This is a genomic window from Variovorax dokdonensis (assembly GCF_030316895.1).
Classification (GTDB): domain Bacteria; phylum Pseudomonadota; class Gammaproteobacteria; order Burkholderiales; family Burkholderiaceae_C; genus Variovorax; species Variovorax dokdonensis.
Genome location: NZ_JASZYV010000002.1, coordinates 941,672 through 964,000 on the forward strand (window position 1 = coordinate 941,672; position 22,329 = coordinate 964,000).

The following is a 22,329-nucleotide window of genomic DNA, read 5'->3' on the forward strand; positions in this document are numbered from 1 at the left end:
CCATAGGAGGCCACATTGTAGAATCGCGAGGTTTTGCGCCCTAAAACCAACCCCTCGATATGAAGCTTGTCAACGTCTTGCGTGCGGCCTTGCTGGCTGCAACCGCCCTTGCCAGTGTCAGTGTCAGTTTTGGGGCCCAAGAGGCCACTCACGCCGCAGCGCAGCCCAAGGTTGCCAAGCCGGATCCGGCCAAGGGTGACACCATTTTCAACGCCACGCCGCCCAACAGCCAGAGCTGCGCTTCGTGCCACAACGCCGATGGCAACTCCGCCATCGCGGCCAATCCGAAGCTGGCCGAGCAACATCCCGAGTACATCCTCAAGCAGCTCGAAGACTTCAAGTCGGGCAAGCGCAAGAGCGCGATCATGAAGCCGCTCGCTTCCGCGCTGAGCGAGGAAGACATGCGCAACATCGCCTGGTTCGTCGGCAGCAAGACGGTCAAGCCAGGGTTCGCCAAGGAAAAGGATCTGGTCTCGCTGGGCGAGCGCATCTACCGCGGCGGCATTGCCGACCGCCAGGTTCCCGCTTGCGCAGGCTGCCACAGCCCCAACGGCGCCGGCATTCCCGCCCAGTATCCGCGCCTGGGTGGCCAGCACGCCGACTACACCTCCGCGCAACTGGTGGCCTTCCGTGACGGCGTGCGGCTGAACAATCCTGTCATGAACTCCGTGGCCGCCAAGCTCAATGACCGCGAGGTCAAGGCCCTGGCGGACTACATCGCCGGCTTGCGCTGATCCGGTCGCGGCAACTCGCCGCTGAACCAACCGCCGCACAACAAACCCAAGAAGGCGGGCCGATCCTCTCAGCGGATCGCCCGCCTTTCGTCATTCAGACAGCGTTCAGCCCCTTTTCTTTCTTCTACCTTTCTTCATGTCGGTCTCTACCCACGGCATTCGCGTTCACCGCGGGCCCCACGCATGGCGGCTTGCGGTGGAGCTGCTGTCGTCGATGCGATTTGCCATCGCGCTGCTGACCGTCATCTGCATTGCGTCGATCATCGGCACCGTGCTCAAGCAGCACGAACCCATTGGCAACTACGTCAATCAGTTCGGCCCGTTCTGGGCGCAGGTGTTCCTGAAGGCCCAGCTGGACTCGATCTACAGCGCGTGGTGGTTCCTGCTGATCCTGTTGTTCCTGGTGATCAGCACGTCGCTGTGCATCGCGCGCAACGCGCCGCACATCGTGCGCGAATTGCGTACCGTCAAGGAAGACATCCGAGCCGCCAGCCTGCGTGCCTTCGGGCACCGGGCGCAGGCGGATTTGCTCGGCGAGACGCCCGAAGCAGCAGCGCAGCGCATCGGCGGCATGCTCGCCGGCGGTGGCTGGAAGGTGAAGTTGCAACGGCGTGAAACGGATGGCGCCGACGGCGGATGGATGGTGGCCGCTCGCGCAGGCGGTGCCCACAAGCTCGGGTACCTGGCCGCGCATGGTGCGGTGGTGCTGGTGTGCGTGGGGGGACTGCTTGACGGCGACCTGATCGTGCGCGCCCAGACCTGGCTGAACGGCAAGAGCGTCTACTCGGGTGGCGGCCTCATCTCCGAAGTGGCACCGGAGCATCGGCTGTCGTCGTCCAACCCGACGTTCCGCGGCAACATCCTGGTGCCGGAAGGGCAGCGTGCCAGTGTCGCCATCCTGAATCAGTCCGATGGTGTGCTGCTGCAGGAGCTGCCATTTTCGATCGAGCTCAAGAAGTTCATCGTCGACTACTACTCCACCGGCATGCCCAAGCTCTTTGCCAGCGAGGTGGTGCTGCACGACCTGGCCACCGGCGAGCAGGTGCCGGCGCGCATCGAGGTCAATCACCCGGCAAGCTACAAGGGCGTGGAGATCTACCAGTCCAGCTTCGATGACGGCGGCTCGAGCGTCAAGCTCAAGGCCGTGCCGATCAACGCCGCGGCCAAGCCCTTCGAGGTGGAAGGCACGATCGGCACGACCAAGCAGCTGACCAACGGCAACGAGCAATTGACGCTGGAGTTGACGGCGCTGCGCGTGATCAACGTCGAGAACATGGGCTCGCCCACCGGAGGCAGCGCGGTCGACGTGCGCAAGGTGGATCTGGCCAGTTCGGTGGAATCGAAACTGGGCGCTGCCAATAAGAGCGCCAATCCCCTGGAACTGCGCAACGTGGGCCCGAGCATCGGCTACAAGCTGCGCGACGCGTCGGGTCAGGCGCGCGAGTTCCAGAACTACATGCTGCCGGTCGACACCGGAGACGGACTGCCCGTGTTCCTGCTGGGCATGCGCGACGCGCCCAACGAGGCGTTCCGCTATCTGCGCATTCCCGCCGACGACAGCGGTTCGATGGACGGCTTCGTGCGGCTTCGAGCCGCCCTTGATGATCCCGCACTGCGGCAGGCGGCGGTGGACCGCTACATCGCCCGCAGCACGGATGAAAAGCGTCCTGAACTGGCTGCGCAATTGCGTGCATCGACGATGCGGGCGCTGGCGCTGTTCGCCGGCAGCGAGCGTGCGCGGCAGGATGCCAAGGCGCGTGGCGGTTGGCAGGCCATTGCCGAATTCATGGAGGCCAACGTGCCCGAGGCCGAGCGCGAACGCGCCGGCGGCGTGCTGGTGCGCATCCTGAACGACGTGCTGTTCGATCTGCTCAACCTCAGCCGTGAGCGTGCGGGCCTGGCCGCCATGCCTGCCGACGAGAAGACGCAGGCTTATCTCACCCAGTCGGTGCTGGCGCTGAGCGACGCCTACTTCTATGCTGCCCCGGTGGCCATGATGCTGCAGGACTTCAAGCAGGTGCAGGCCAGTGTCTTCCAAGTGGCGCGCGCCCCGGGCAAGGGCATCGTCTACCTGGGCTGCCTGTTGCTGATCATCGGCATCTTTGCCATGCTCTATGTGCGCGAGCGCCGGCTGTGGGTCTGGCTGGCGCCGGCCGTCGGCCCGCAGGCAGGCAGTTCGGCCACGATGGCCTTGTCGGTCAATCGCAAGACCCTCGACAACGATCGCGAGTTCGAGCAGCTCAAGCAGCGCCTGCTCGGCATACGGAAGGAAACGGCGTCATGACCACGAGCACCACCACCCTGACCCTAAACGACAGCTGGCTTTCCCGTCGCAACGCCTTCGACTGGGGTTTCGCGGCCCTGGTGGTGGCCGGTGGCTTGTGGGCCTTTGCGCGCTATCTGGCGCACATGGACATCTACGAGCGGGTGATCCTGCTCGCAGCCATTCCGGCCGTGGTCTGGCTGGGCTGGTTCTGGCGGCCGCTGGCCGTGCTGGGGCTCGTGGTGGCTGCGGCCTCGCTGCTGGCCATTGCGTCGTATGGCGGCGATCTGTCGCGCGCCGACACGGTGTTCTGGCTCAAGTACTTCCTGTCGAGCCAATCGGCCATTCTCTGGATGAGCGTGCTGTTCTTCATGAGCACGTTGTTCTACTGGCTGGGCTTCATGGCCACATCGCAATCGGCCACCATGGAACTGATCGGCTCGCGAGTCGCCTGGGCGGCGGTCACGATGGCGCTGATCGGCACGATGGTGCGGTGGTACGAAAGCCATCAGCTGGGCCCGGACATCGGCCACATCCCGGTCAGCAACCTCTACGAAGTGTTCGTGCTGTTCTGCTGGATCACCACGGTGTTCTATCTCTACTACGAAGCGCGCTACCGCACTCGCGCGCTCGGGGCCTTCGTGATGCTGGTGGTCAGCGCGGCGGTGGGTTTCCTGCTCTGGTACACGCTGGTGCGCGACGCCCAGCAGATCCAGCCGCTGGTACCGGCCTTGCAGAGTTGGTGGATGAAGCTGCATGTGCCGGCCAATTTCATCGGCTATGGCACCTTCTCGCTGTCGGCCATGGTGGCCTTCGCCTACCTGATCAAGTCGCAGGCTGACGAGGCTCGCTGGTACAAGCTGGCGCCGATCTGGCTGCTGGGCATTGCGCTGTGTTTCGTGCCGGTGGCCTTCAGGCAGCGCGCGCAGGAAGCGGGGGGCAGCTATTGGCTCGTCTATGCCGCCATCTCCGCGGTGATCATGGCGGCCATCCTGATCGGACGCCGGCGCATCGCGCAGCGGCTGCCCTCGCTGGAGGTGCTGGACGACGTCATGTACAAGGCGATCACGGTCGGTTTTGCCTTCTTCACCATCGCCACGGTGCTTGGTGCGCTGTGGGCGGCCGATGCCTGGGGTGGCTACTGGAGCTGGGACCCCAAGGAGACCTGGGCACTGATCGTCTGGCTGAACTACGCCACGTGGCTGCACATGCGCCTGGTCAAGGGCTTGCGCGGCACGGTGGCGGCCTGGTGGGCGTTGGTGGGCCTGGGCGTGACGACCTTCGCCTTCCTGGGGGTCAACATGTTCCTGAGCGGCCTGCACAGCTACGGCACGTTGTAAGCCTCGCCGTCCGCCTGGACGGAACTTCGTGTGCAGGCGCTGTAACCAACCTCAAGCGCGACGCGAACTATTGGGCGACACTCTTCGATCGCGCACGCGCGGCGAGAGTCCTACACCCCAATACGACCGAGGCGACGAATGCTGATCCGATCCAAAGACGCTGGTTTCCTGCATCCTCATTCCAGCGAAATCACCAGCCGGCATCTCTATGAAGGCCGGCGCGACTTCCTGCGCATGCTTGCCGGCGGCGCTGCGGGCGCGACCCTGGCGGGCTGGGTGGGCCGCGACGCCTGGGCAGCCACTGCGCCGGGCAAGCTGCCCGCGCTGGCTTCGGTGCCGTCGAAGGTGGCGGGTGCGCAGACCATGGAGGTCGTGACCGACTACAAGGATGCGGCCAGCTACAACAACTTCTACGAATTCGGCACGGACAAGAGCGATCCCGCCCGCAATGCCCACACGCTGAAGACGCGCCCCTGGACGGTCGAGGTCGAGGGCCTGGTGAACAAGCCGGGCAAGTTCGGCATCGAGGATCTGCTCAAGCTGAGCGCGCAGGAAGAGCGTATCTACCGCCTTCGCTGCGTCGAAGGCTGGTCGATGGTCATTCCGTGGATCGGCTATTCGCTGTCCGAACTGATCAAGAAGGTCGAGCCACAGGGCAGCGCCAAGTACGTCGAGTTCCTGACGCTCGCCGATCCCAAGACCATGCCCTTCGTCGGCTCGCGCGTGCTCGACTGGCCGTATGCCGAAGGCCTGCGCATGGACGAGGCCATGCATCCGTTGACCCTGCTGAGCTTCGGCATGTATGGCGAAGTGCTGCCCAACCAGAACGGTGCGCCTGTGCGCTTGGTGGTGCCGTGGAAATACGGCTTTAAGTCGGCCAAGTCGATCGTCAAGATCCGGTTCGTCGAGAAGGAGCCGGGCACGGCCTGGAACAAGGCTGCGGCCAATGAATATGGCTTCTATTCCAACGTGAATCCCGAGGTCGACCACCCGCGCTGGAGCCAGGCCACGGAGCGACGCATCGGAGAGCCTGGCGGCTTGTTCGCCAAGCGGCGCAAGACGTTGATGTTCAACGGCTACGAACCCCAGGTCGGCCAGCTTTACGCCGGCATGGACCTCAAGAAGTTCTACTGAGCGGACGCGGGCCCGTCGCATGAACAAGTTCCTGCTGCACAAGGCGGGCAAGCCGGTCGTTTTTATCGCTTGCCTGCTGCCCTTTGCCTGGCTGGTGTGGGGCGCCTTCACGGATGGGCTGGGCGCCAATCCTGCCGAGTACCTGTTGCGCGCCACCGGGGACTGGACGCTGCGCTTTCTGTGCATCGTCCTGGCGGTGACGCCGTTGCGAGTGATGACGGGCACGCCTGCGATGGCGCGCTATCGGCGCATGCTGGGGCTCTACGTGTACTTCTACGTCTGCCTGCACTTCCTGGCCTATGCCTGGTTCGACATGGGGCTCGACTTCGATGCGATCGTGAAGGACATCCCCAAGCGGCCGTTCATCCTGGTGGGCTTTGCCGCCTTCGTGCTGTTGACGCCGCTGGCCGCCACTTCGTTCAACCGCGCGATCAAGGCGCTGGGCGCAAGGCGCTGGCAGTGGCTGCACAGGCTGGTCTATGTGACCGCAGGCCTGGGGCTGCTTCACTTCTTCTGGATGCGTGCCGGCAAGAACAACTTCGGTGAAGTGTTCGTGTATGCCGCCATCATCGGGGCGCTCTTGGCGTGGCGCCTGTGGCGCGCGCTTGCCAGTCGGCAGCGCACACGGACCATGCCGGCTGCCCCCGCTTCGCGCGTCCAGCCAGGCAAGTAGGTTCAGTCGCCGACCGACTCGCTGCGCAGCTGGTCGGCAATCGTTTCGCGCTTGCGGATCAACGTGGCTTTCTCGCCGCCAACCAGCACTTCAGCCGCGCGGTTGCGGGTGTTGTAGTTGCTGGCCATGCTCATGCAGTAGGCGCCGGCAGACAAGACGGCCAGCAGGTCGCCGGCACGGACATTCAGATCGCGATCGCGCCCGATCCAGTCACCGCTTTCGCACACCGGCCCGACCACGTCGTAACGAAGCGGCGCACCCTCGCGATTGGCATCCACGGCTTCGATGCGATGGAACGCCTGATACATCGCGGGCCGCGGCAGGTCGTTCATGGCGGCATCGACGATGCAGAAGTTGCGGTCTTCGCCCGGCTTGGTGAACAGCACTTCGGTCACGCAGACACCGGCGTTGCCGACCAGGGAGCGGCCCGGCTCGATGATCAGCTTGCGGTCGCCGAACCCGCGCGCGTCCAGGCGCGCCAGCAATTGGCGCCACAGATCATCGGCCGCTGGCGGCGTGTCGCCGTTGTAGTCGATGCCAAGTCCGCCTCCGAAGTCGATGTGCGACAGCGGAATACCGGCCGCCTCGATCGACTCGACGAGGTCCAGCACGCGTTCCATCGCGTCGAGGTACGGTGCGGTCTCGGTGATCTGCGAGCCGATGTGGCAATCGATGCCTTTGACGTCCAGGCCCGGCAGCGACGCCGCATGACGGTAGGCGTGCAGCGCGCGGCTGTGCGCGATGCCGAACTTGTTGCCTTTCAGGCCCGTAGAGATGTAAGGGTGCGTCTTCGGATCGACATCGGGATTGATGCGGATGCTGACCTTGGCGCGCTGACCTTGGGCCAGCGCCACCTCATTCAGGACGTCCAGTTCTTCTTCGCTTTCGACGTTGAAGCAGCCGATGCTGGCAGACAGGGCCTGGCGCATCTCAGCGCGGGTCTTTCCGACGCCGCTGAAGATGATCTTGGCCGGGTCGGCTCCGACGGCGAGCGCACGCTCGAGTTCGCCGCCCGACACGATGTCGAAGCCGCAACCAGCCTGTGCGAACACGTTCAGAATGCCCAGCGAAGAATTGGCTTTCATCGCATAGCAAACCAGCGCATCACGGCCGGCAAAGCCTCGCTGGTAGGCCGCCAGCGCGTCGAGCATCCATTGCCTCGAATACGCGAACAGTGGCGTGCCGTGTTCACGCGCCAGCGCCTGCAGCGAGGCGCCTTCCATCCAGAGTTGGCCATCTCGGCGGGCCACATGGGGCTCGCCGGGGAGGGCGTGGTCGGGCTTGCTCATTTCGATCCTTCAGTGGTCTTGCGCGCGCCCGAATCCGTGCTCTGGCTGCTTGGCGAGGCGGCGCTCGCCGGCTTGGCGGCATCCGCATTGCCTGGTGCCCCGCCGGGGATGATGAGCTGGGGCAGCGTGGCGCGGTTGGCGGCCTCCGGCTCGGTGGGCAGATAAAGTGGCCCGCGCTGGCCACAGCCCTGCAGACCGACCACGAGCGTGGCAAGGGCTACGCTGCTCACTAGAATTTGACAAGCATTCAACATTGACGAAATTGTAATGACCGACCTTGAGTACATGGACCACGCCGAGGAGGCATTGGCGGCGATCGAACGTTGTTGCGACCAACTCAACGACCGCACCGACGCCGACCTCGACAACCAGCGCGTCGGCGGGATGATCACCATCACCTTCGTCAACGGCAGCCAGCTTATCGTGAACCTGCAGAAGCCCCTGCATGAGATCTGGCTGGCGGCGCGCTCGGGTGGCTACCACTACCGCTTCGACGGCAAGGCGTGGGTCGACACCAAGACGGGAGAGGAGTTCTTTGCCCAGCTGTCGCGCGAGGCGACAGCGCAGGCCGGGATGACGTTGAGCTTCAGCGGGAACTGACGCCCACGTCTTTGAAGAGACCCCCTGAGCGCCGTCAGTTGCGGAACATATCGAGGATGCGATTGCGCTCCTCGCGCGGCGGTGCCACGGGGGCATTTTCCAGGCCGCCCAAGGCCGGATCGGGCGCCGTTGCCGGCGTCGGCTCGACGCCCAGGCTCTCGATGCCGCGCCCAGGGGCGTAGTCATCGAAGAACCATTCGCCGCCCACCCGAACAACACCCGGCGGCGGTGCAAGTTCAGCCACCTGGACGCCCTTGAGGGCGCTTTGCATGAAGTTGATCCAGATCGGCAGGCTCAGCCCGCCGCCGGTCTCGCGATCGCCAAGGCTGCGCGGCGTGTCGTAGCCCATCCAGGCGATGGCAGTCATCGTGGGCTGAAAGCCGGCGAACCAGGCGTCGAGCGAGTCGTTGGTCGTGCCAGTCTTGCCATACAGGTCGGGGCGCTTGAGCTGGCGCTGCGCGTTGGCTGCCGTGCCGGAGCGAGCCACTTCCTGCAAGAGGCTGTCCATGATGAAGGCATTGCGCGCGGGGATGGCGCGCATGGTCTCGTTCAGCAAGGGTGGCTGCGCATCCACGAGCACCTTGCCGCGATAGTCGGTCACCCGAGTGATCAGTTGCGGCTTGACGCGATAGCCGCCATTGGCGAACACCGAGTAGCCCACTGCCAGCTGCATGGGTGTGACGGCGCCGGCGCCGAGCGCCATGGGAAGGTAGGCCGGGTGCTTTTCGCGATCGAAGCCGAAATTGGTGATCCAGTCTTGTGCGTAGTGCGTGCCGATCGACTGCAGGATGCGGATCGACACCATGTTTTTCGACTTGGCCAGCGCGCGTCGCATCGGCATGGGGCCGTCGAATCCACCGCCGTAGTTCTTCGGCTCCCAGGGCTGTCCGCCCGTTGTGCCGGCATCGAAGAAAAGCGGGCCGTCGTTGATCACCGTGGCCGGGGTGAAGCCCTTTTCCAGGGCTGCCGAATAGATGAAGGGCTTGAAGCTCGATCCAGGTTGGCGCCATGCCTGCGTGACGTGGTTGAACTTGTTCTTGCCGAAATCGAAGCCTCCAACCAACGCCTTGATGGCACCGTCACGCGGGTCCATGGCGACGAAGGCGCCTTCGACTTCGGGCAGTTGCGTGATTTCCCAGCCGTCCTTGGCAGTGCGCGCCACGCGGATCACCGCACCTGGCTGGATGCGCACCTTGGGTTGCGCCTTGGGCGAAAGGCCCGATCGGGCAGGGCGCAGTCCGTCGCCTTCGATGCGGATGGTTTCGCCATTGCCGCGCACCGCAACCACTTCCTTGGGCGAGGCAGACGTCACCACCGCGGCCAAGACGTCACCGTTGTCAGGGTGCTCGGCCAGCGCGTCATCGACGGCCTCGTCCAACTCCTGCGGGTCTTTCGGCAGTTCGATGAACTTCTCGGGGCCGCGATAGATCTGCTTGCGCTCGTAATCCATGATGCCCGAGCGCAGCGCCTGGTAGGCCACCGCCTGGTCTGCTGAATTGATGGAGGTGTAGACCTCCAGGCCACTGGTGTAGGTCTCGTCGCCATAGTTGGCGTACACCAGTTGGCGGGCCATCTCGGCCACATATTCCGCATGCAGGCGGTCCGGGTTGTTGCGTTCGCGCAGGTGCAGTTGTTCGGCCCTGGCTGTCTGCGCCTGGGCTTCGGTGATGAAGCCCGCCTCGACCATCCGGTCGATGACATAGAGCTGACGGGCGCGGGCACGGGTCGGGTTGCTCACCGGGTTGTTGGCGCCGGGGGCCTTGGGAAGACCCGCCAGCATGGCGGCTTCGGCGATCGTGATCTCCTGAAGCGGCTTGCCGAAATAGGCTTCGCTGGCCGCGGCAAAGCCATAGGCACGGTTGCCCAGGTAGATCTGATTGAGGTAGATCTCGAAAATCTGGTCCTTGCTGAGTTGGTGCTCGAGCTTGAACGTCAGAAGGATTTCGTAGATCTTCCGTGTGAAGGTCTTTTCCGAACTGAGGTAGACGTTGCGGGCCACCTGCATCGAAATCGTGGAGGCACCTTGGCTCTTGACGCGGTTCAGGTTGGCGATGGCAGCGCGCATCACGCCCTTGTAGTCAAGGCCACCGTGCGAATAGAAACGTGCGTCCTCGGCCGCCAGCACGGCGTCCTTCATCACTTGGGGGACGGTGGCGATCGGCGTCATGTTGCGCCGCTCTTCACCGAACTCGCCGATCAGCACGCCGTCGGCAGAAAAGACGCGCAAAGGCAGTTTCGGGCGATAGTCGGACAAATCCGACACATCGGGCAAATTTGGATAGGCCACCGCCAGGGCCACGGCGATGATCGAAGCCACGGCCACCACTCCCGCAGCCGCCAGGCCGAGGCACCAAAGAACGATGCGCACGATCCAGGTCAACCAGGTCGGGCGACGAGGCGGTGCCGGGTTGGCGTTGGAATTGGGGGAGTTTGGAGGCCCGGACGGGCGTTTTTTATCTGGCATTTCGTCGGGCAGAGTCAGTGCACATTATAAAAAGTGCGCTGATCCCCGGGCGTTTGGAGGAGGGTAAGACCCAAGTACTCGGTACCGTTGAGTCAGGTTGCATTGAGCCACATTTACGTCAGCTTTTGACAACGATTGTTGCGAACAGTGCAGTTTGTCGCTTGGTGGGGCGTGAAGCTTTGGAATAGCATGTGCCAGCACCCGAAATTTCACGCATTTCTTTCAGTTAGTTACATTTAAACCTCGGGATCAATCTTGGCTGCATTTGGATCGCTCCTTCGCCGTCAACCCGCGCCTCTGCTTGGGTTGGACGTCAGTTCCTCCAGCGTGAAGTTGGTGGAACTCGGACGCGATGCGTCGGGCCAGATGGTGCTCGAGCGTTGCGCGATCGAACCCCTGGAACGCGGCTGGATCACGGACGGCAACGTCGAGAAGTTCGACGAAGTGGCCGAGGCGGTGCGGCGCGTTGTCCGAAAGAGCGGCACGCGCACCAAGAATGTCGCGCTGGCTTTACCGCCTTCGGCCGTCATCAGCAAGAAGATCATTCTTCCGGGTGGCATGAGCGAGCAGGAACTCGAGATTCAAGTCGAATCCGAGGCCAATCAGTACATTCCGTTTTCCCTCGATGAGGTCAGCCTGGACTTTTGCGTCATCGGCCCGAGCAATCAGTCGGCCGGCGACGTCGAGGTGCTGATCGCGGCATCCCGCAAGGAAAAGGTTCAGGATCGCCAAGGTCTGGCCGAAGCCGCTGGCCTGAAGGCCGTGATCCTGGATGTCGAGTCTTACGCCTCGCGCTTGGCGGCGTCGAGACTGATCGAGCAACTGCCTGGCCAGGGTCAGGATGCGGTGGTCGCGCTCTTCGAAGTGGGCGCATCAACCACCAGCATGCAGGTCTTGCGCAATCAGGAAGTCCTGTACGACCGTGATCAGGCGTTCGGCGGCGCGCAGCTCACTCAACTCATCGTGCGCCAGTATGGCTTCTCGATCGAGGAAGCCGAAACGAAGAAGCGCAACGGCGACCTGCCGGATGACTATGGCACGGGCGTGCTCAAGCCGTTCGTGGCCAGCATCGCTCAGGAGATTGCGCGCGCGCTGCAATTCTTCTTCACCAGTACGCCGTACAACCGCGTGGACTACGTTCTGCTGGCGGGTGGTTCGGCCTCTTTGCCTGGGTTGACGAGCGCCGTGACTCGCCAGACCTCGTTTGCCTGCTCGCTCATCAATCCCTTCGAGGGCATGGGCATGGCCGGTGGTATCCGGGAAAAGAAGGTGCGTCGTGAGGCGCCGTCCTATCTCACATCCTGCGGCCTGGCCATGCGGAGGTTTGCGCAGTGATTCTCATCAACCTGCTCCCGCATCGCGAGGCGGCGCGAAAGCGTCGCCGCGAGAATTTCTATGCGGCGCTGGGCGCGTCGGCGCTGGTGGGGCTGTTGCTCGCCGGTATTGCCTACGTGTGGTTCGAGATGCAGATCTCCGCCCAGACATCGCGCAACCAGTATCTGCAGTCCGCCATCACCAAGCTCGACGCCGAGATTCGCGAGATCTCCACGCTCCAGGCCGAGATCGCCGCGCTGCGCGCACGCCAGCAGGCGGTCGAAGACCTGCAGGCCGATCGGAACATGCCCGTCTACCTGCTCAATGAACTCGTCAAGCAGATGCCCGATGGCGTCTACCTGACCAACATGAAGCAGGAGAATCAGATCGTCACGATGCGCGGTATGGCTCAGTCGAACGAGCGCGTGTCCGAACTCCTGCGTAACCTGGGCAACAACAGCCCCTGGCTGGACAAGGCCGATCTGATCGAGATCACGGCAGCCACCGTCACGCTGAGCCCACGCGACGTGCGGCGGGTGGCCAACTTCACGGTGCGTGTCGCGCTCAAGCGACCCACTGACGTCAACAAGCCGGCTGCTGCCGCGCCTGGTGCCAAGCCAGCCGCTGCCGCGGTCAAGGGTTAGGAGAAGGCGCATGGCACGCAAACGCGCTTCTCGAAAGCTCAACATCGGTGCTTCGTTCCAGCGGTTGGGCGACCAGTTCCGCGGTCTCAATCCGAACGATCCATCGGTCTGGCCACCGCTGCCGCGCTGGTGTCTGTTCGTGCTGGTGGCTGCAGCCGTCGTGGTTGCGCTCTGGTTCGTCTGGCTCACCAACTCCAATGACGAGTTGGAGGCGGCTCGCTCCAAGGAAGTCGCGCTGCGCGCCGACTACACCAAGAAGGTCGCCCAGGCTGCCACGCTCGATCTGCTGAAGAAGCAGCGCGAGCAGGTCCAGCAATACGTGATCCTTCTGGAAAAGCAGTTGCCCAGCAAGGCCGAAATGGACGCACTGCTGTCTGACATCAACCAGGCGGGCCTGGGTCGCAGCCTTCAGTTCGAGTTGTTCCGGCCGGGCCAGACCTCGGTCAAGGATTACTACGCCGAATTGCCGATCGCGGTGCGCGTCACTGGCGCCTTCCACGACATGGGTTCCTTTGCGGCGGATGTCGCCAACCTCTCGCGAATCGTGACCTTGAACAACCTGTCGATCGCGCCGGGCAAGGACGGTACGTTGACGATGGACGCCACGGCCAAGACCTTCCGCTACCTGGATCCGGAAGAGCAAGCGGCTCAAAAGCGTGCTGCAGCGGCCGCACAGAAGGGCAAGAGGAAATGAAGCGCCTGGTCAGCATCACCGCCATGGCGCTGGGCCTCGCGAGCCTGGCCGGTTGCTCGGGTTCGAACATCGACGAACTGCAGGCCTGGATGAATCAGCAGCGTGCGCAGGTCAAGCCCAACGTGCCGCCGATCTCCGAGCCCAAGAAGTTCACGCCCCAGGCCTACACCGAGCGTGCTGCCATGGAGCCGTTCAACAGCCTGAAGCTCACGCAGGCGCTGCGTCGCGAATCGAATGTCCCGAGTCTGTCGGGCCTGATCGCACCTGAGCTGGCACGTCGCAAGGAGGCCCTGGAGGCCTATCCGCTCGACGCCATGGCGATGGTCGGCAGCCTTGCCCGCAATGGCCAGCCGGTGGCACTGGTGACCGTCGACAAGTTGCTCTATCAAGTTCGGGTGGGCAACTACCTGGGTCAGAACTACGGGCGAATCACCCGTATCACCGAAACCGAACTCACGCTGCGCGAGATCGTGCAAGACGCTGCAGGTGAGTGGATCGAACGCCCGGCGACGCTGGTGTTGCAAGAGAGGTCGAAGAAATGAGAAGAGAACAATTCGCCGCCGGCAGGTGGTTGCGTGCGTTCGGAGCCGGCATGTTGGCGCTATGCGCTACGGTCGGTGCCTATGCGCAGAACGCGATCGAGTCGGTGACCACTTCGACGCAGTCGGGCTCCGAACTGATTCGCATCGATCTCAGCCAACCGCTGAGCGCGACGCCCAACGGCTTCGTGGTTCAGTCGCCGGCGCGCATCGCGCTCGACTTCCCCGGTGTCACCAACTCAATGGGCCGTTCGACGGTCGACGTGAACCAGGGCAACCTGCGTTCGATCAATGTGGTCCAGGCCGGCGACCGTACGCGCCTGGTGCTGAACCTGAAAGAGCCCACGACGTACAAGGCGGAGCTGCAAGGCAAGTCCGTGCTCGTCTCGCTGGGGCAGACGGTGGCCGCAGCCCCGCCGCAGACGACCACTTCGGCGTTTGCCGAAAACCTCAATCGCGACTCGCAACCGATCCGCGACATCGATTTCCGTCTCGGACCGGACAAGACCGGCCGCGTGATCGTCGACCTGGCCAACAACCAGGTGGGCGTGGACATCCGGCCGCAGGGCAAGAACCTGGTCGTCGACTTCACGAAGTCGACCTTGCCGGAAGGCTTGCGCCGCCGCCTCGACGTGGCCGACTTCGGCACGCCGGTGCGCATCATCAGTTCGCAGCAGGTGGGCGATCGCGTCCGCATGACCATCGAGCCGACCGGCGAGTGGGAGCACAGCGCCTACCAGAGCGACAACCAGTTCGTGGTGGAAGTGCGCCCACGCAAGGTCGACCCGACCAAGCTGACGCAAGGCGTGGGCTACAACGGCGAAAAGCTGTCGTTGAACTTCCAGAACATCGAAATTCGTTCGCTGCTGCAGGTCATTGCCGACTTCACGAACTTCAACATCGTCACTTCCGACTCCGTCACGGGTTCGCTGACCTTGCGCCTGAAGGACGTGCCGTGGGATCAAGCCCTGGACATCATCTTGCAGGCCAAGAACCTGGGCATGCGCAAGAACGGCTCCGTGCTGTGGATCGCGCCGAAGGATGAGATCGACGCCAAGGAAAAGCGCGAGTTCGAGGCGCAGGCCGCTATCGCCAACCTGGAGCCGGTGCGCACGCAGGCATTCCAGCTCAACTACACCAAGGCACAGGTCATTGCTCAGGGCCTCGCAGGACAAGGCCTGGGCGGCGGCGGTGGTGGTGGCAGCACGGCCACCCGCATCCTGAGCCCGCGTGGCAGCGTGATTGCCGAGACTCGGACCAACCAGATCTTCGTGTCGGATATTCCGTCGAAGCTGGCCGACGTGGCCGAGCTGATCCGCAAGCTGGACATCCCCGTGCGGCAGGTGCTGATCGAAGCGCGCATCGTCGAAGCGGCCGACACCTTCGGTAAATCGCTCGGTGTGCGATTGGGCGGCCAGGCCATCAACAGCAACAGCTCCATCGGCGTGCAGCCGACGATCAGCAACGGCGGGGCAACCTTCGGGTCGGCCAGCGCGGGCAACTTCGTCAGCTTGCCGGCGGTCAGTCCGAGCGGCACGGGCAATACGCCGGGGGCCTTCGCGATCTCGCTGTTCAATTCTTCGCTGACGCGCCTGTTGAACCTGGAAATCTCCGCGTTGGAAGCCGACGGCAAGGGCCGGGTGGTCTCGAGCCCCCGCGTCGTGACGGCCGACCAGACCAAGGCGTTGATCGAGCAGGGTACCGAACTGCCCTACCAGGTGGCGACCTCGAGCGGCGCGACGTCCATCGCGTTCCGCAAGGCCAACCTGAAGCTGGAAGTCACGCCGCAGATCACGCCTGAGGGCAACATCATCCTGACGCTGGACGTCAACAAGGACACGGTGGGCCAACAGACGCTGGCGGGCTTCGCCATCAACACCAAGCACGTGCAGACCGAAGTGCTGGTGGAAAACGGCGGCACGGTCGTGATCGGTGGTATCTTCGAACTCACCGAACAGAACGACGAGTCGCGGATCCCGGTTCTGGGAGAAATCCCCTACCTCGGCGGCCTGTTCCGTACACGTAACCGTACCTACAACAAGACCGAGATGCTTGTCTTCATCACGCCGAAGATGATCACCGACCGCAACGCGGCGCGCTGAGGAGCGCCCGCGTGAAAATGGAGCGTAGTGCCGGTAGCGCTGGTTGGTCTTCCAGGTTCGGGTAAAACCGCCGTCGGGCGGCGCCTGGCCCAGCGCCTGCAGTGGGACTTCGTCGACACCGACCAGCTGATTGAAGAGCGCATCGGCTGCACCATCCGGGAATTCTTCGAGCGCGAAGGCGAAGGCCGCTTTCGCGACATCGAGGCCCAGGTGATCGGCGAACAGGGCCGAACTGCGAACACGGTGCTTTCGACCGGCGGCGGAGCCGTCCTTCGGGAGGAGAACCGCCGTCAGTTGCGCCAGAGTTTCCACGTCGTGTACTTGCGATCCTCGCCCGAGGATCTGTATCGGCGCCTTCGCCACGACGTGAAGCGGCCACTTCTTCAGGTGGCAGATCCACTGGGCCGACTGCGCGAACTCTTTTCCGCCAGGGATCCGCTCTACCGGGAGGTCGCCCATGAAAGCGTCGAGACGGGCCGCCCCAGCATCCAGGCCTTGGTTGTCGAAATCCTCGATCGCTTGCAGGCGGCCGGTGTCGCCGTCATGCCGCCGTCGCCCCACTGAGCGCGCAGGCTCAGCCTGAGCAGCACCCGCAGCCAGGAGGGTTGCCCGCGAACCGGCGCAGCCCTGTGCGGTCAACGCCTACACTTGAGGCATGTCCGTCCCCGCACTATTCGAGCGCGTCGAGATCAATCTCGACGACCGCAGCTATTCCATCCTGATCGGCAACGACCTGCTGTCAGACGCCAGGGCATTCGATGGGATTCCGGGCGCGACGAGCGCGCTCATCGTCACCAATACGACGGTCGGTCCGCTGTATGCGCAGGCGCTTCGCGAGCAGCTTGCGGCCCGCTACGCTCGGGTGCATGTGCTCGAACTGCCTGATGGCGAGCAGTTCAAGGATTGGTCGATGCTGAACCTCATCTTCGACGCGCTGCTGGGCCACGGCAGCGATCGCAAGTGCGTGCTGTACGCATTGGGCGGCGGCGTGATCGGAGACATGACGGGCTTTGCAGCTGCCTGCTACATGCGTGGCGTGCCCTTCGTGCAGGTGCCGACGACCCTGCTGGCGCAAGTGGACTCTTCCGTGGGCGGCAAGACGGCCATCAATCATCCGCTGGGCAAGAACATGATCGGCGCCTTCTACCAGCCGCAGCGGGTGTTGTGCGACCTGTCGACGATCCAGAGCCTCCCGGCGCGCGAGTTGAGTGCCGGCTTGGCAGAGGTGATCAAGTACGGGCCGATCCACGACATGGCGTTCCTCGACTGGATCGAGAGCAACCTGGCGGCCCTGCTGGCGCGAGAGCCCGCTGCGCTTGCGCATGCCGTGCGCCGCAGTTGCGAAATCAAGGCCATGGTCGTCGGGCAGGATGAACGCGAATCGGGCCTTCGCGCCATTCTCAATTTCGGCCACACCTTCGGCCATGCCATCGAGTCCGGGCTGGGCTACGGAGAATGGCTGCACGGCGAGGCCGTCGGTTGCGGCATGGTGATGGCGGCGCGCCTGTCACAACGCCTGGGCGGAATCGACGCGGCTTTTGTCGAGCGCCTGATGCGTCTCATCGCTGCAGCAGGTCTTCCTGTGCAGGCACCGCCGCTCGGCGCTCAACGCTACGTCGACCTGATGCAAGTCGACAAGAAGTCAGAGGCCGGCGAGATCCGTTTCATCGTGATCGACTCGCCGGGGCATGCGTCACTGCGCAGTGCGCCCGACGACATGGTGCGCGCCGTCATCGAAGAAAGCTGTGGGGCCTGACGTGGCCGCAAGGTGTCAGGCCGCGTACGGCAGCGGCTGTTCAAGGGGCGGCTGAGATGGCTCTGGCCACTTATGCCAGTCATCCGGCGGCGTCGCGTGGGCGCCGTCACGCCGAGCCGCCCGCGCCCACCCGCGACGACTATCAGCGCGACCGAGACCGCATCGTCCATTCGACGGCCTTTCGTCGCCTGGTCTACAAGACCCAGGTCTTTCTCAATCACGAGGGCGACCTGTTTCGCACCCGGTTGACGCACTCGCTGGAAGTGGCGCAGCTTGGCCGGTCCATCGCACGCCCTCTGGGCCTCAACGAAGATCTCGTCGAAGCCGTGGCCCTTGCGCATGATCTGGGTCACACGCCGTTCGGCCACGCTGGGCAGGACACGTTGAACGAATGCATGTCCGGCCACGGCGGCTTCGAGCACAACCTTCAGAGCCTGCGCGTGGTGGACGAGCTGGAGCATCGCTATCCCAGGTACGACGGCCTCAACCTCAGTTTCGAGACACGCGAAGGGATCCTCAAGCATTGTTCGCGCGTCAACGCACAACGCCTCGAATTGCAGGAGCCTGCCGGTGTCGGCCGACGCTTTCTGGATCGCACGCAGCCAAGCCTTGAAGCTCAACTGTGCAACCTGGCCGACGAGATCGCCTACAACGCCCACGATATCGACGATGGCGTTCGCTCGGGCCTGATCGATACCGATCAACTGGCCGAGGTGGCGCTGTTCGAGCGATTCCGGCGCGAGGCTGTGGACGAGCATCCCGATCTGGCTGGGCGCCGGCTTCTGTACGAGAGCATCCGCCGAATGTTGAGCGCGCAGGTCTATGACGTGATCGACGCCACTCGCGCAGCCATTGCGAGCGCTCGCCCGGCCGACTCGCACGACGTTCGCCGCAGCCCACCGCTGGTGGGATTCGGCACGGCGATGCGCGAGCAGTCTCATGTGCTCAAGCAGTTCCTTTTCTCGAACCTCTATCGCCACCCTCAGGTGTGCCAGACCACGGAGCAAGCCCAAGACGTCGTGCGCGAACTCTTCCGCGCCTATTGCGACCGTCCTTCTGAGATGCCGCATGACTATGCAGCCAACCCACATCGTGAGCGTGCCGTTGCCGACTACATCGCGGGGATGACGGATCGCTTCGCGATGCGCGAGCATGAGCGCTTGACCGGCCGGCCCTGGGTGCAATGAATGGCAGTCGTATGGACAAGCAAGATCCCGGCGTGATGCCGCCCGGCCGGATCGACCGTCTCGATGGTGCAACGGCTGTACCGGCGGTCCGTGGCGCCGCGCTCGTGGTCGTCGCGGCTGGGGTGAGCGCAGCCCTGCACTTGGGCAAGCTGCCGCCAGCGGTGCCGGCGTTGCGCGACGCGCTGGGCATCGATTTGGTCGAAGCTGGCTTCCTGCTCTCGCTCGTTCAGGTGGCCGGCATGACGCTGGGGCTGCTGGCTGGCTTGCTGGCCGACGCGGTGGGTTTGCGCCGCAGCATGCTCATCGGACTTGCGACGCTGACGCTGGCGAGCGCACTGGGAGGCATGGTGACTCCTGGGCCGCACGCGCTGACGTGGCTGCTCTTGCTGCGAGCGGTCGAAGGGATCGGCTTTCTGATGGTGGTCATGCCCGGGCCCGGCCTGGTTCGCGCCCTGGTGCCGAAGGGCGCCGACAAGGCCGCCATGGGGTTGTGGGGTGCCTACATGCCGCTGGGGGTGGCGCTTGCGCTGCTGGGCGGGCCCACGATCATCCAGGCTTGGGGCTGGCATTCGTGGTGGCTGGTCATGTCCGCCATTTCGCTGGTTGCGCTCTTTCTGGTGTGGGCAGTGATCCCTCCCGATGCTCTGCGTAGATCCAAACCCGAGGCGAACTCGCCTACGCTTGGAAGTGGGATTCCCGCACGGCTTCAATTGACGTTGCGGGCCAGTGCGCCGCGCACCCTTGGTCTCGCATTTGCCGTCTACTCGGCGCAGTGGATGGCCGTGATCGGTTTCTTGCCCACGGTGTACGAAAGCGCAGGGGTTGCGGCATCGTGGGCGGGCCTGATGACTTCGCTGGCTGCCGCTGCCAACATCGTGGGCAATGTGAGCGGCGGGCGCCTGCTGCATCATGGTGTTGCGCCAGAACGGCTGCTGCGATGGGGCTTTGGCGCCATGCTGTTGGGCAGCGTCGCGGCCTTTGCCCAGTGGGGCCACGGCGAAGCGGCGGTCGGCCTGCCGCCGATGGTCCGCTATGCGGCTGTGTGCGTGTTTTCGTTGGCTGGAGGAATGGTGCCTGCCACATTGTTCATGCTTTCCGTCCGCTTGGCTCCGTCGCCAGCCACGGTGTCGACCACGGTCGGCCTGATGCAGCAGACCTCTTCGCTCGGTCAGTTCCTTGCACCGCCGTTTGTGGCCTGGCTGGCATCGCGCGTGGGTGGATGGCATTGGACATGGGCCGCTACGGCAGCGCTTTCGGTTCTGGGGATGCTGGTGGCAGGGCAACTCGCCCTGCAGCAGCGCAGGCAGGAGGAGGCCGCACGATGAGCGCAGGACCGACCCATGCTCACGTGTCGCACGCCCCGTCGGTACCGGACGCTGTCGTTTCCGATACGGTACGCTGGTTGGAGCGAGCCGTCATCGGCCTGAACCTTTGCCCGTTCGCCAAGGCCGTTCATGTGCGCGGACAGATCCACTACGCGGTCTGCATGTCGGAGGACGAAGGCGATCTGCTGGCTCTGATGCTGGACGAGGCGAATGCATTGACGAACCTGCCGGCACAGGAGAGGGACACGACCCTGCTGATAGCGCCGCGCATGCTCGCCGACTTTCTTGATTTCAACGATTTCATTGCCCGCGCCGAGCGCCGCCTGGCGCGCGCGGGGTTCGAAGGCGTGCTGCAATTGGCAAGCTTTCATCCGCGATTCCAGTTCGCCGGCTGCGAGGAGAGCGACATCACCAACGCAACCAACCAAGCCCCGTACCCCACCTTGCATCTGCTTAGGGAAGAAAGCATCGACAAGGCCGTGGCAGCGTTTCCGGACGCTGCGAGCATCTACGAACGCAACATCGATACGCTGCGCGCATTGGGCGAGGCGGGTTGGCACGCGCTGGATGTCGGTCGACACGGAGCAAACGAATGAGCCAGCAGATCGATCAAGCCGAACGCAAGTCGCAAGTGGCCAAGCAGCGTCGCGAACAGCCTGCGGCGCGGGCGTCCAAGGCCGAAAAGGCCCGCGCCGATGTTCTTGCCGAACTGCGTCCTGGGCAGTCCGTCGAACTGCTGAAAGACCTGCACATCCTCACGAGCGAAGGTCGTCTCAACCAGGATTCGAGGCGCAAGCTCAAGCAGGTCTATCACCTGTTCCAGTTCATCGAGAAGCTCTTGCTAGAGCTGCCCGAGGGCGGCGCAAACGCCACGCTCGCCGATCATGGGGCTGGCAAGTCCTATCTGGGCTTCATCATTTACGACCTGTTCTTCCGCGAGCGTGGCGCGGGCCATGTGTACGGAATCGAGACCCGTCCGGAACTCGTCGAGCGCTCGCGGGAACTGGCCAGCAGGCTGGGCTTTTCGCGCATGAGCTTCCTCAACGTGAGCGCCGCACAGGCACGCACGTCGCCGGATCTGCCCGAACGCATCGACCTCGTGACTGCGCTGCATGCCTGCGACACCGCGACCGATGACGCCATCGCCTTCGGCTTGGCCAAGAACGCGCGATTCATGGCGCTGGTGCCGTGTTGCCAGGCCGAGGTCGCGGCAAATTTGCGTATGGGAAAGGCGCTGGCCTTGTCGCGCACGCCGCTGGCCGAACTGTGGCGCCATCCGCTGCACACCCGCGAGATGGGCAGTCAGTTGACCAATGTGCTTCGTTGTCTGTACCTGGAGGCGCAGGGCTACCAGGTCACCGTCACCGAACTGGTCGGTTGGGAGCACAGCATGAAGAACGAACTCATCATTGCGCGCCACACAGGTCAGCGCAAGGCGAGCGCCGCAGAAAGGATGAAGGAACTGCTGGCGCAATTCGGTCTGGAATCGCTCGGCGCAAGCCGCTTCCCGCTGCCCGCCTGATCCCTGGCTGCTGCGCATTGGATTCGTCATGGCACGCCTTCCGCGACTGACGCTGCCCGGACTTCCGCACCACGTGATTCAGCGGGGGAACAACCGGCAGTTCATCTTTGTCGACCGCGCCGACCGCGAAAAGATGCTGTCGCTGCTGGCCGAGCATGCGACGCGCCAAGGGGTCGCCGTCCACGCTTATGTCCTGATGGACAACCATTTTCATCTCCTGGCGACGCCGTCGACCGCCACCGCCCTTCCGCAGTGGATGCAGTCGGTGGGGCGACAGTACGTGCGCTACTTCAATGACCGGCATGGCCGAAGCGGCACGTTGTGGGAGGGGCGCTACCGCTCCACGCTCATCCAGCCGGACCGACACCTGATCCGCTGCATGGTCTACATCGACCTCAATCCCGTGAGAGCCGGCTTGGTCGCCGACTCGCGCGATTTCCCATGGTCGAGCTACGGGCACTACGCTGGCACCCGTGTGGACAAGCTCATCACGCCTCACCCTCTTTACTGGGAACTGGGCAACACGCCTTTTTCGCGCGAGGCGGCGTATGCCGAAATGGTGCGCACGGGCATTTCGCAGGCCGACGTGAACCTTCTGACTGACTCCGCACTGCTGGGATGGGCGGCGGGCGACGAAGAGTTTGCGGCTCGGATTCAGGGGAGCACCGATCGTCGAGCTGTGAAGATGCGGCCCGGCAGGCCACCAAAAGCACCTGTGCCAGACGCCTGAATCGACTGACAGCGCCCGA

21 protein-coding genes are annotated in these 22,329 nt (G+C 63.9%); 18 read left to right on the forward strand and 3 right to left on the reverse strand.

Features of this window, described 5'->3' with window-relative positions; genetic code table 11:
• Positions 1-59 precede the first annotated feature (59 nt).
• The 5 genes from QTH91_RS12875 (at position 60) to msrQ (ending at position 6,144) form a co-directional block, all read left to right on the forward strand.
• Positions 60-734 (forward strand): c-type cytochrome, encoded by a 675-nt coding sequence (locus tag QTH91_RS12875; protein ID WP_286660459.1) that lies wholly within the window; start codon positions 60-62, stop codon positions 732-734.
• Between the two features lie 136 nt (positions 735-870).
• Positions 871-3,018, forward strand: coding sequence for a cytochrome c biogenesis protein ResB (locus tag QTH91_RS12880; RefSeq protein WP_286660460.1), 2,148 nt, complete (start codon positions 871-873; stop codon positions 3,016-3,018).
• Positions 3,015-4,337: a c-type cytochrome biogenesis protein CcsB gene (gene ccsB, locus QTH91_RS12885; RefSeq protein ID WP_286660461.1), complete on the forward strand. Its 1,323-nt coding sequence runs from the start codon at positions 3,015-3,017 to the stop codon at positions 4,335-4,337. Before QTH91_RS12880 ends, ccsB begins: the two co-directional genes overlap by 4 nt.
• Before the next feature lie 138 nt (positions 4,338-4,475).
• On the forward strand, positions 4,476-5,471 hold the full coding sequence (gene msrP, locus QTH91_RS12890) for a protein-methionine-sulfoxide reductase catalytic subunit MsrP (protein ID WP_286660462.1): 996 nt from the start codon (positions 4,476-4,478) through the stop codon (positions 5,469-5,471).
• A gap of 19 nt (positions 5,472-5,490) precedes the next feature.
• Positions 5,491-6,144 (forward strand): protein-methionine-sulfoxide reductase heme-binding subunit MsrQ, encoded by a 654-nt coding sequence (gene msrQ, locus QTH91_RS12895; protein WP_286660463.1) that lies wholly within the window; start codon positions 5,491-5,493, stop codon positions 6,142-6,144.
• A 2-nt stretch (positions 6,145-6,146) separates the two neighbouring features.
• Here msrQ and lysA read toward each other — a convergent pair whose 3' ends face one another.
• Both lysA and lptM read right to left on the reverse strand, forming a co-directional pair.
• On the reverse strand, positions 6,147-7,433 hold the full coding sequence (lysA, locus tag QTH91_RS12900; RefSeq protein WP_286660464.1) for a diaminopimelate decarboxylase: 1,287 nt from the start codon (positions 7,431-7,433) through the stop codon (positions 6,147-6,149).
• On the reverse strand, positions 7,430-7,663 hold the full coding sequence (gene lptM, locus QTH91_RS12905) for an LPS translocon maturation chaperone LptM (protein ID WP_368389465.1): 234 nt from the start codon (positions 7,661-7,663) through the stop codon (positions 7,430-7,432). The genes lysA and lptM overlap by 4 nt, the downstream gene beginning before the upstream one ends.
• 37 nt (positions 7,664-7,700) lie before the next feature.
• Between lptM and cyaY the strand changes: the two genes are divergently transcribed.
• Entirely contained in the window at positions 7,701-8,033 is a 333-nt protein-coding gene (cyaY, locus tag QTH91_RS12910) for an iron donor protein CyaY (protein WP_286660466.1), read from the forward strand.
• Positions 8,034-8,067: 34 nt separating this feature from the next.
• Here the strand turns inward: cyaY and QTH91_RS12915 are convergent, their stop codons facing one another.
• The gene (locus tag QTH91_RS12915; RefSeq protein WP_286660467.1) at positions 8,068-10,497 is read right to left on the reverse strand and encodes a penicillin-binding protein 1A; all 2,430 of its coding nucleotides are present in this window, start codon (positions 10,495-10,497) and stop codon (positions 8,068-8,070) included.
• Between the two features lie 255 nt (positions 10,498-10,752).
• Here QTH91_RS12915 and QTH91_RS12920 point away from each other — a divergent pair, with 255 nt between their 5' ends.
• The 12 genes from QTH91_RS12920 to QTH91_RS12975 all read left to right on the forward strand — a co-directional run bounded on the left by QTH91_RS12920 (position 10,753) and on the right by QTH91_RS12975 (position 22,310).
• Positions 10,753-11,832, forward strand: a complete 1,080-nt coding sequence (locus QTH91_RS12920; protein WP_286660468.1) for a pilus assembly protein PilM — start codon at positions 10,753-10,755, stop codon at positions 11,830-11,832.
• Positions 11,829-12,455, forward strand: a complete 627-nt coding sequence (locus tag QTH91_RS12925) for a PilN domain-containing protein (protein WP_286660469.1) — start codon at positions 11,829-11,831, stop codon at positions 12,453-12,455. The genes QTH91_RS12920 and QTH91_RS12925 overlap by 4 nt, the downstream gene beginning before the upstream one ends.
• Before the next feature lie 10 nt (positions 12,456-12,465).
• Positions 12,466-13,149: a type IV pilus inner membrane component PilO gene (locus tag QTH91_RS12930; protein WP_286660470.1), complete on the forward strand. Its 684-nt coding sequence runs from the start codon at positions 12,466-12,468 to the stop codon at positions 13,147-13,149.
• Positions 13,146-13,691, forward strand: coding sequence for a pilus assembly protein PilP (locus QTH91_RS12935; RefSeq protein ID WP_286660471.1), 546 nt, complete (start codon positions 13,146-13,148; stop codon positions 13,689-13,691). Before QTH91_RS12930 ends, QTH91_RS12935 begins: the two co-directional genes overlap by 4 nt.
• Entirely contained in the window at positions 13,688-15,790 is a 2,103-nt protein-coding gene (locus tag QTH91_RS12940; RefSeq protein ID WP_286660472.1) for a type IV pilus secretin PilQ, read from the forward strand. The genes QTH91_RS12935 and QTH91_RS12940 overlap by 4 nt, the downstream gene beginning before the upstream one ends.
• Before the next feature lie 27 nt (positions 15,791-15,817).
• Positions 15,818-16,354 carry a shikimate kinase gene (locus QTH91_RS12945; RefSeq protein ID WP_286660473.1) on the forward strand — a complete coding sequence of 179 codons (537 nt, stop codon included), beginning with the start codon at positions 15,818-15,820 and terminating at the stop codon, positions 16,352-16,354.
• Positions 16,355-16,445: 91 nt separating this feature from the next.
• Positions 16,446-17,546 (forward strand): 3-dehydroquinate synthase, encoded by a 1,101-nt coding sequence (gene aroB / locus QTH91_RS12950; protein ID WP_286660474.1) that lies wholly within the window; start codon positions 16,446-16,448, stop codon positions 17,544-17,546.
• A 56-nt stretch (positions 17,547-17,602) separates the two neighbouring features.
• On the forward strand, positions 17,603-18,733 hold the full coding sequence (locus QTH91_RS12955) for a deoxyguanosinetriphosphate triphosphohydrolase (RefSeq protein ID WP_286660475.1): 1,131 nt from the start codon (positions 17,603-17,605) through the stop codon (positions 18,731-18,733).
• Positions 18,734-18,744: 11 nt separating this feature from the next.
• Positions 18,745-20,058, forward strand: a complete 1,314-nt coding sequence (locus QTH91_RS12960) for an MFS transporter (RefSeq protein ID WP_286660476.1) — start codon at positions 18,745-18,747, stop codon at positions 20,056-20,058.
• On the forward strand, positions 20,055-20,654 hold the full coding sequence (locus QTH91_RS12965) for a DUF1415 domain-containing protein (RefSeq protein ID WP_286660477.1): 600 nt from the start codon (positions 20,055-20,057) through the stop codon (positions 20,652-20,654). Before QTH91_RS12960 ends, QTH91_RS12965 begins: the two co-directional genes overlap by 4 nt.
• Positions 20,651-21,580 carry a class I SAM-dependent methyltransferase gene (locus QTH91_RS12970; RefSeq protein ID WP_286660478.1) on the forward strand — a complete coding sequence of 310 codons (930 nt, stop codon included), beginning with the start codon at positions 20,651-20,653 and terminating at the stop codon, positions 21,578-21,580. The genes QTH91_RS12965 and QTH91_RS12970 overlap by 4 nt, the downstream gene beginning before the upstream one ends.
• 28 nt (positions 21,581-21,608) lie before the next feature.
• On the forward strand, positions 21,609-22,310 hold the full coding sequence (locus tag QTH91_RS12975; RefSeq protein ID WP_286660479.1) for a transposase: 702 nt from the start codon (positions 21,609-21,611) through the stop codon (positions 22,308-22,310).
• Positions 22,311-22,329 lie beyond the last annotated feature (19 nt).

Coding starts and splice junctions, on each gene's coding strand:
- cyaY (WP_286660466.1), top strand. CDS start 7,701: ATGACCGACCTTGAGTACATGGACCACGCCGAGGAGGCATTGGCGGCG.
- ccsB (WP_286660461.1), top strand. CDS start 3,015: ATGACCACGAGCACCACCACCCTGACCCTAAACGACAGCTGGCTTTCC.
- QTH91_RS12955 (WP_286660475.1), top strand. CDS start 17,603: ATGGCTCTGGCCACTTATGCCAGTCATCCGGCGGCGTCGCGTGGGCGC.
- QTH91_RS12930 (WP_286660470.1), top strand. CDS start 12,466: ATGGCACGCAAACGCGCTTCTCGAAAGCTCAACATCGGTGCTTCGTTC.
- aroB (WP_286660474.1), top strand. CDS start 16,446: ATGTCCGTCCCCGCACTATTCGAGCGCGTCGAGATCAATCTCGACGAC.
- QTH91_RS12975 (WP_286660479.1), top strand. CDS start 21,609: ATGGCACGCCTTCCGCGACTGACGCTGCCCGGACTTCCGCACCACGTG.
- QTH91_RS12965 (WP_286660477.1), top strand. CDS start 20,055: ATGAGCGCAGGACCGACCCATGCTCACGTGTCGCACGCCCCGTCGGTA.
- QTH91_RS12940 (WP_286660472.1), top strand. CDS start 13,688: ATGAGAAGAGAACAATTCGCCGCCGGCAGGTGGTTGCGTGCGTTCGGA.
- msrP (WP_286660462.1), top strand. CDS start 4,476: ATGCTGATCCGATCCAAAGACGCTGGTTTCCTGCATCCTCATTCCAGC.
- QTH91_RS12875 (WP_286660459.1), top strand. CDS start 60: ATGAAGCTTGTCAACGTCTTGCGTGCGGCCTTGCTGGCTGCAACCGCC.
- QTH91_RS12970 (WP_286660478.1), top strand. CDS start 20,651: ATGAGCCAGCAGATCGATCAAGCCGAACGCAAGTCGCAAGTGGCCAAG.
- lysA (WP_286660464.1), bottom strand. CDS start 7,433: ATGAGCAAGCCCGACCACGCCCTCCCCGGCGAGCCCCATGTGGCCCGC.
- QTH91_RS12935 (WP_286660471.1), top strand. CDS start 13,146: ATGAAGCGCCTGGTCAGCATCACCGCCATGGCGCTGGGCCTCGCGAGC.
- msrQ (WP_286660463.1), top strand. CDS start 5,491: ATGAACAAGTTCCTGCTGCACAAGGCGGGCAAGCCGGTCGTTTTTATC.
- QTH91_RS12960 (WP_286660476.1), top strand. CDS start 18,745: ATGGACAAGCAAGATCCCGGCGTGATGCCGCCCGGCCGGATCGACCGT.
- QTH91_RS12915 (WP_286660467.1), bottom strand. CDS start 10,497: ATGCCAGATAAAAAACGCCCGTCCGGGCCTCCAAACTCCCCCAATTCC.
- QTH91_RS12880 (WP_286660460.1), top strand. CDS start 871: ATGTCGGTCTCTACCCACGGCATTCGCGTTCACCGCGGGCCCCACGCA.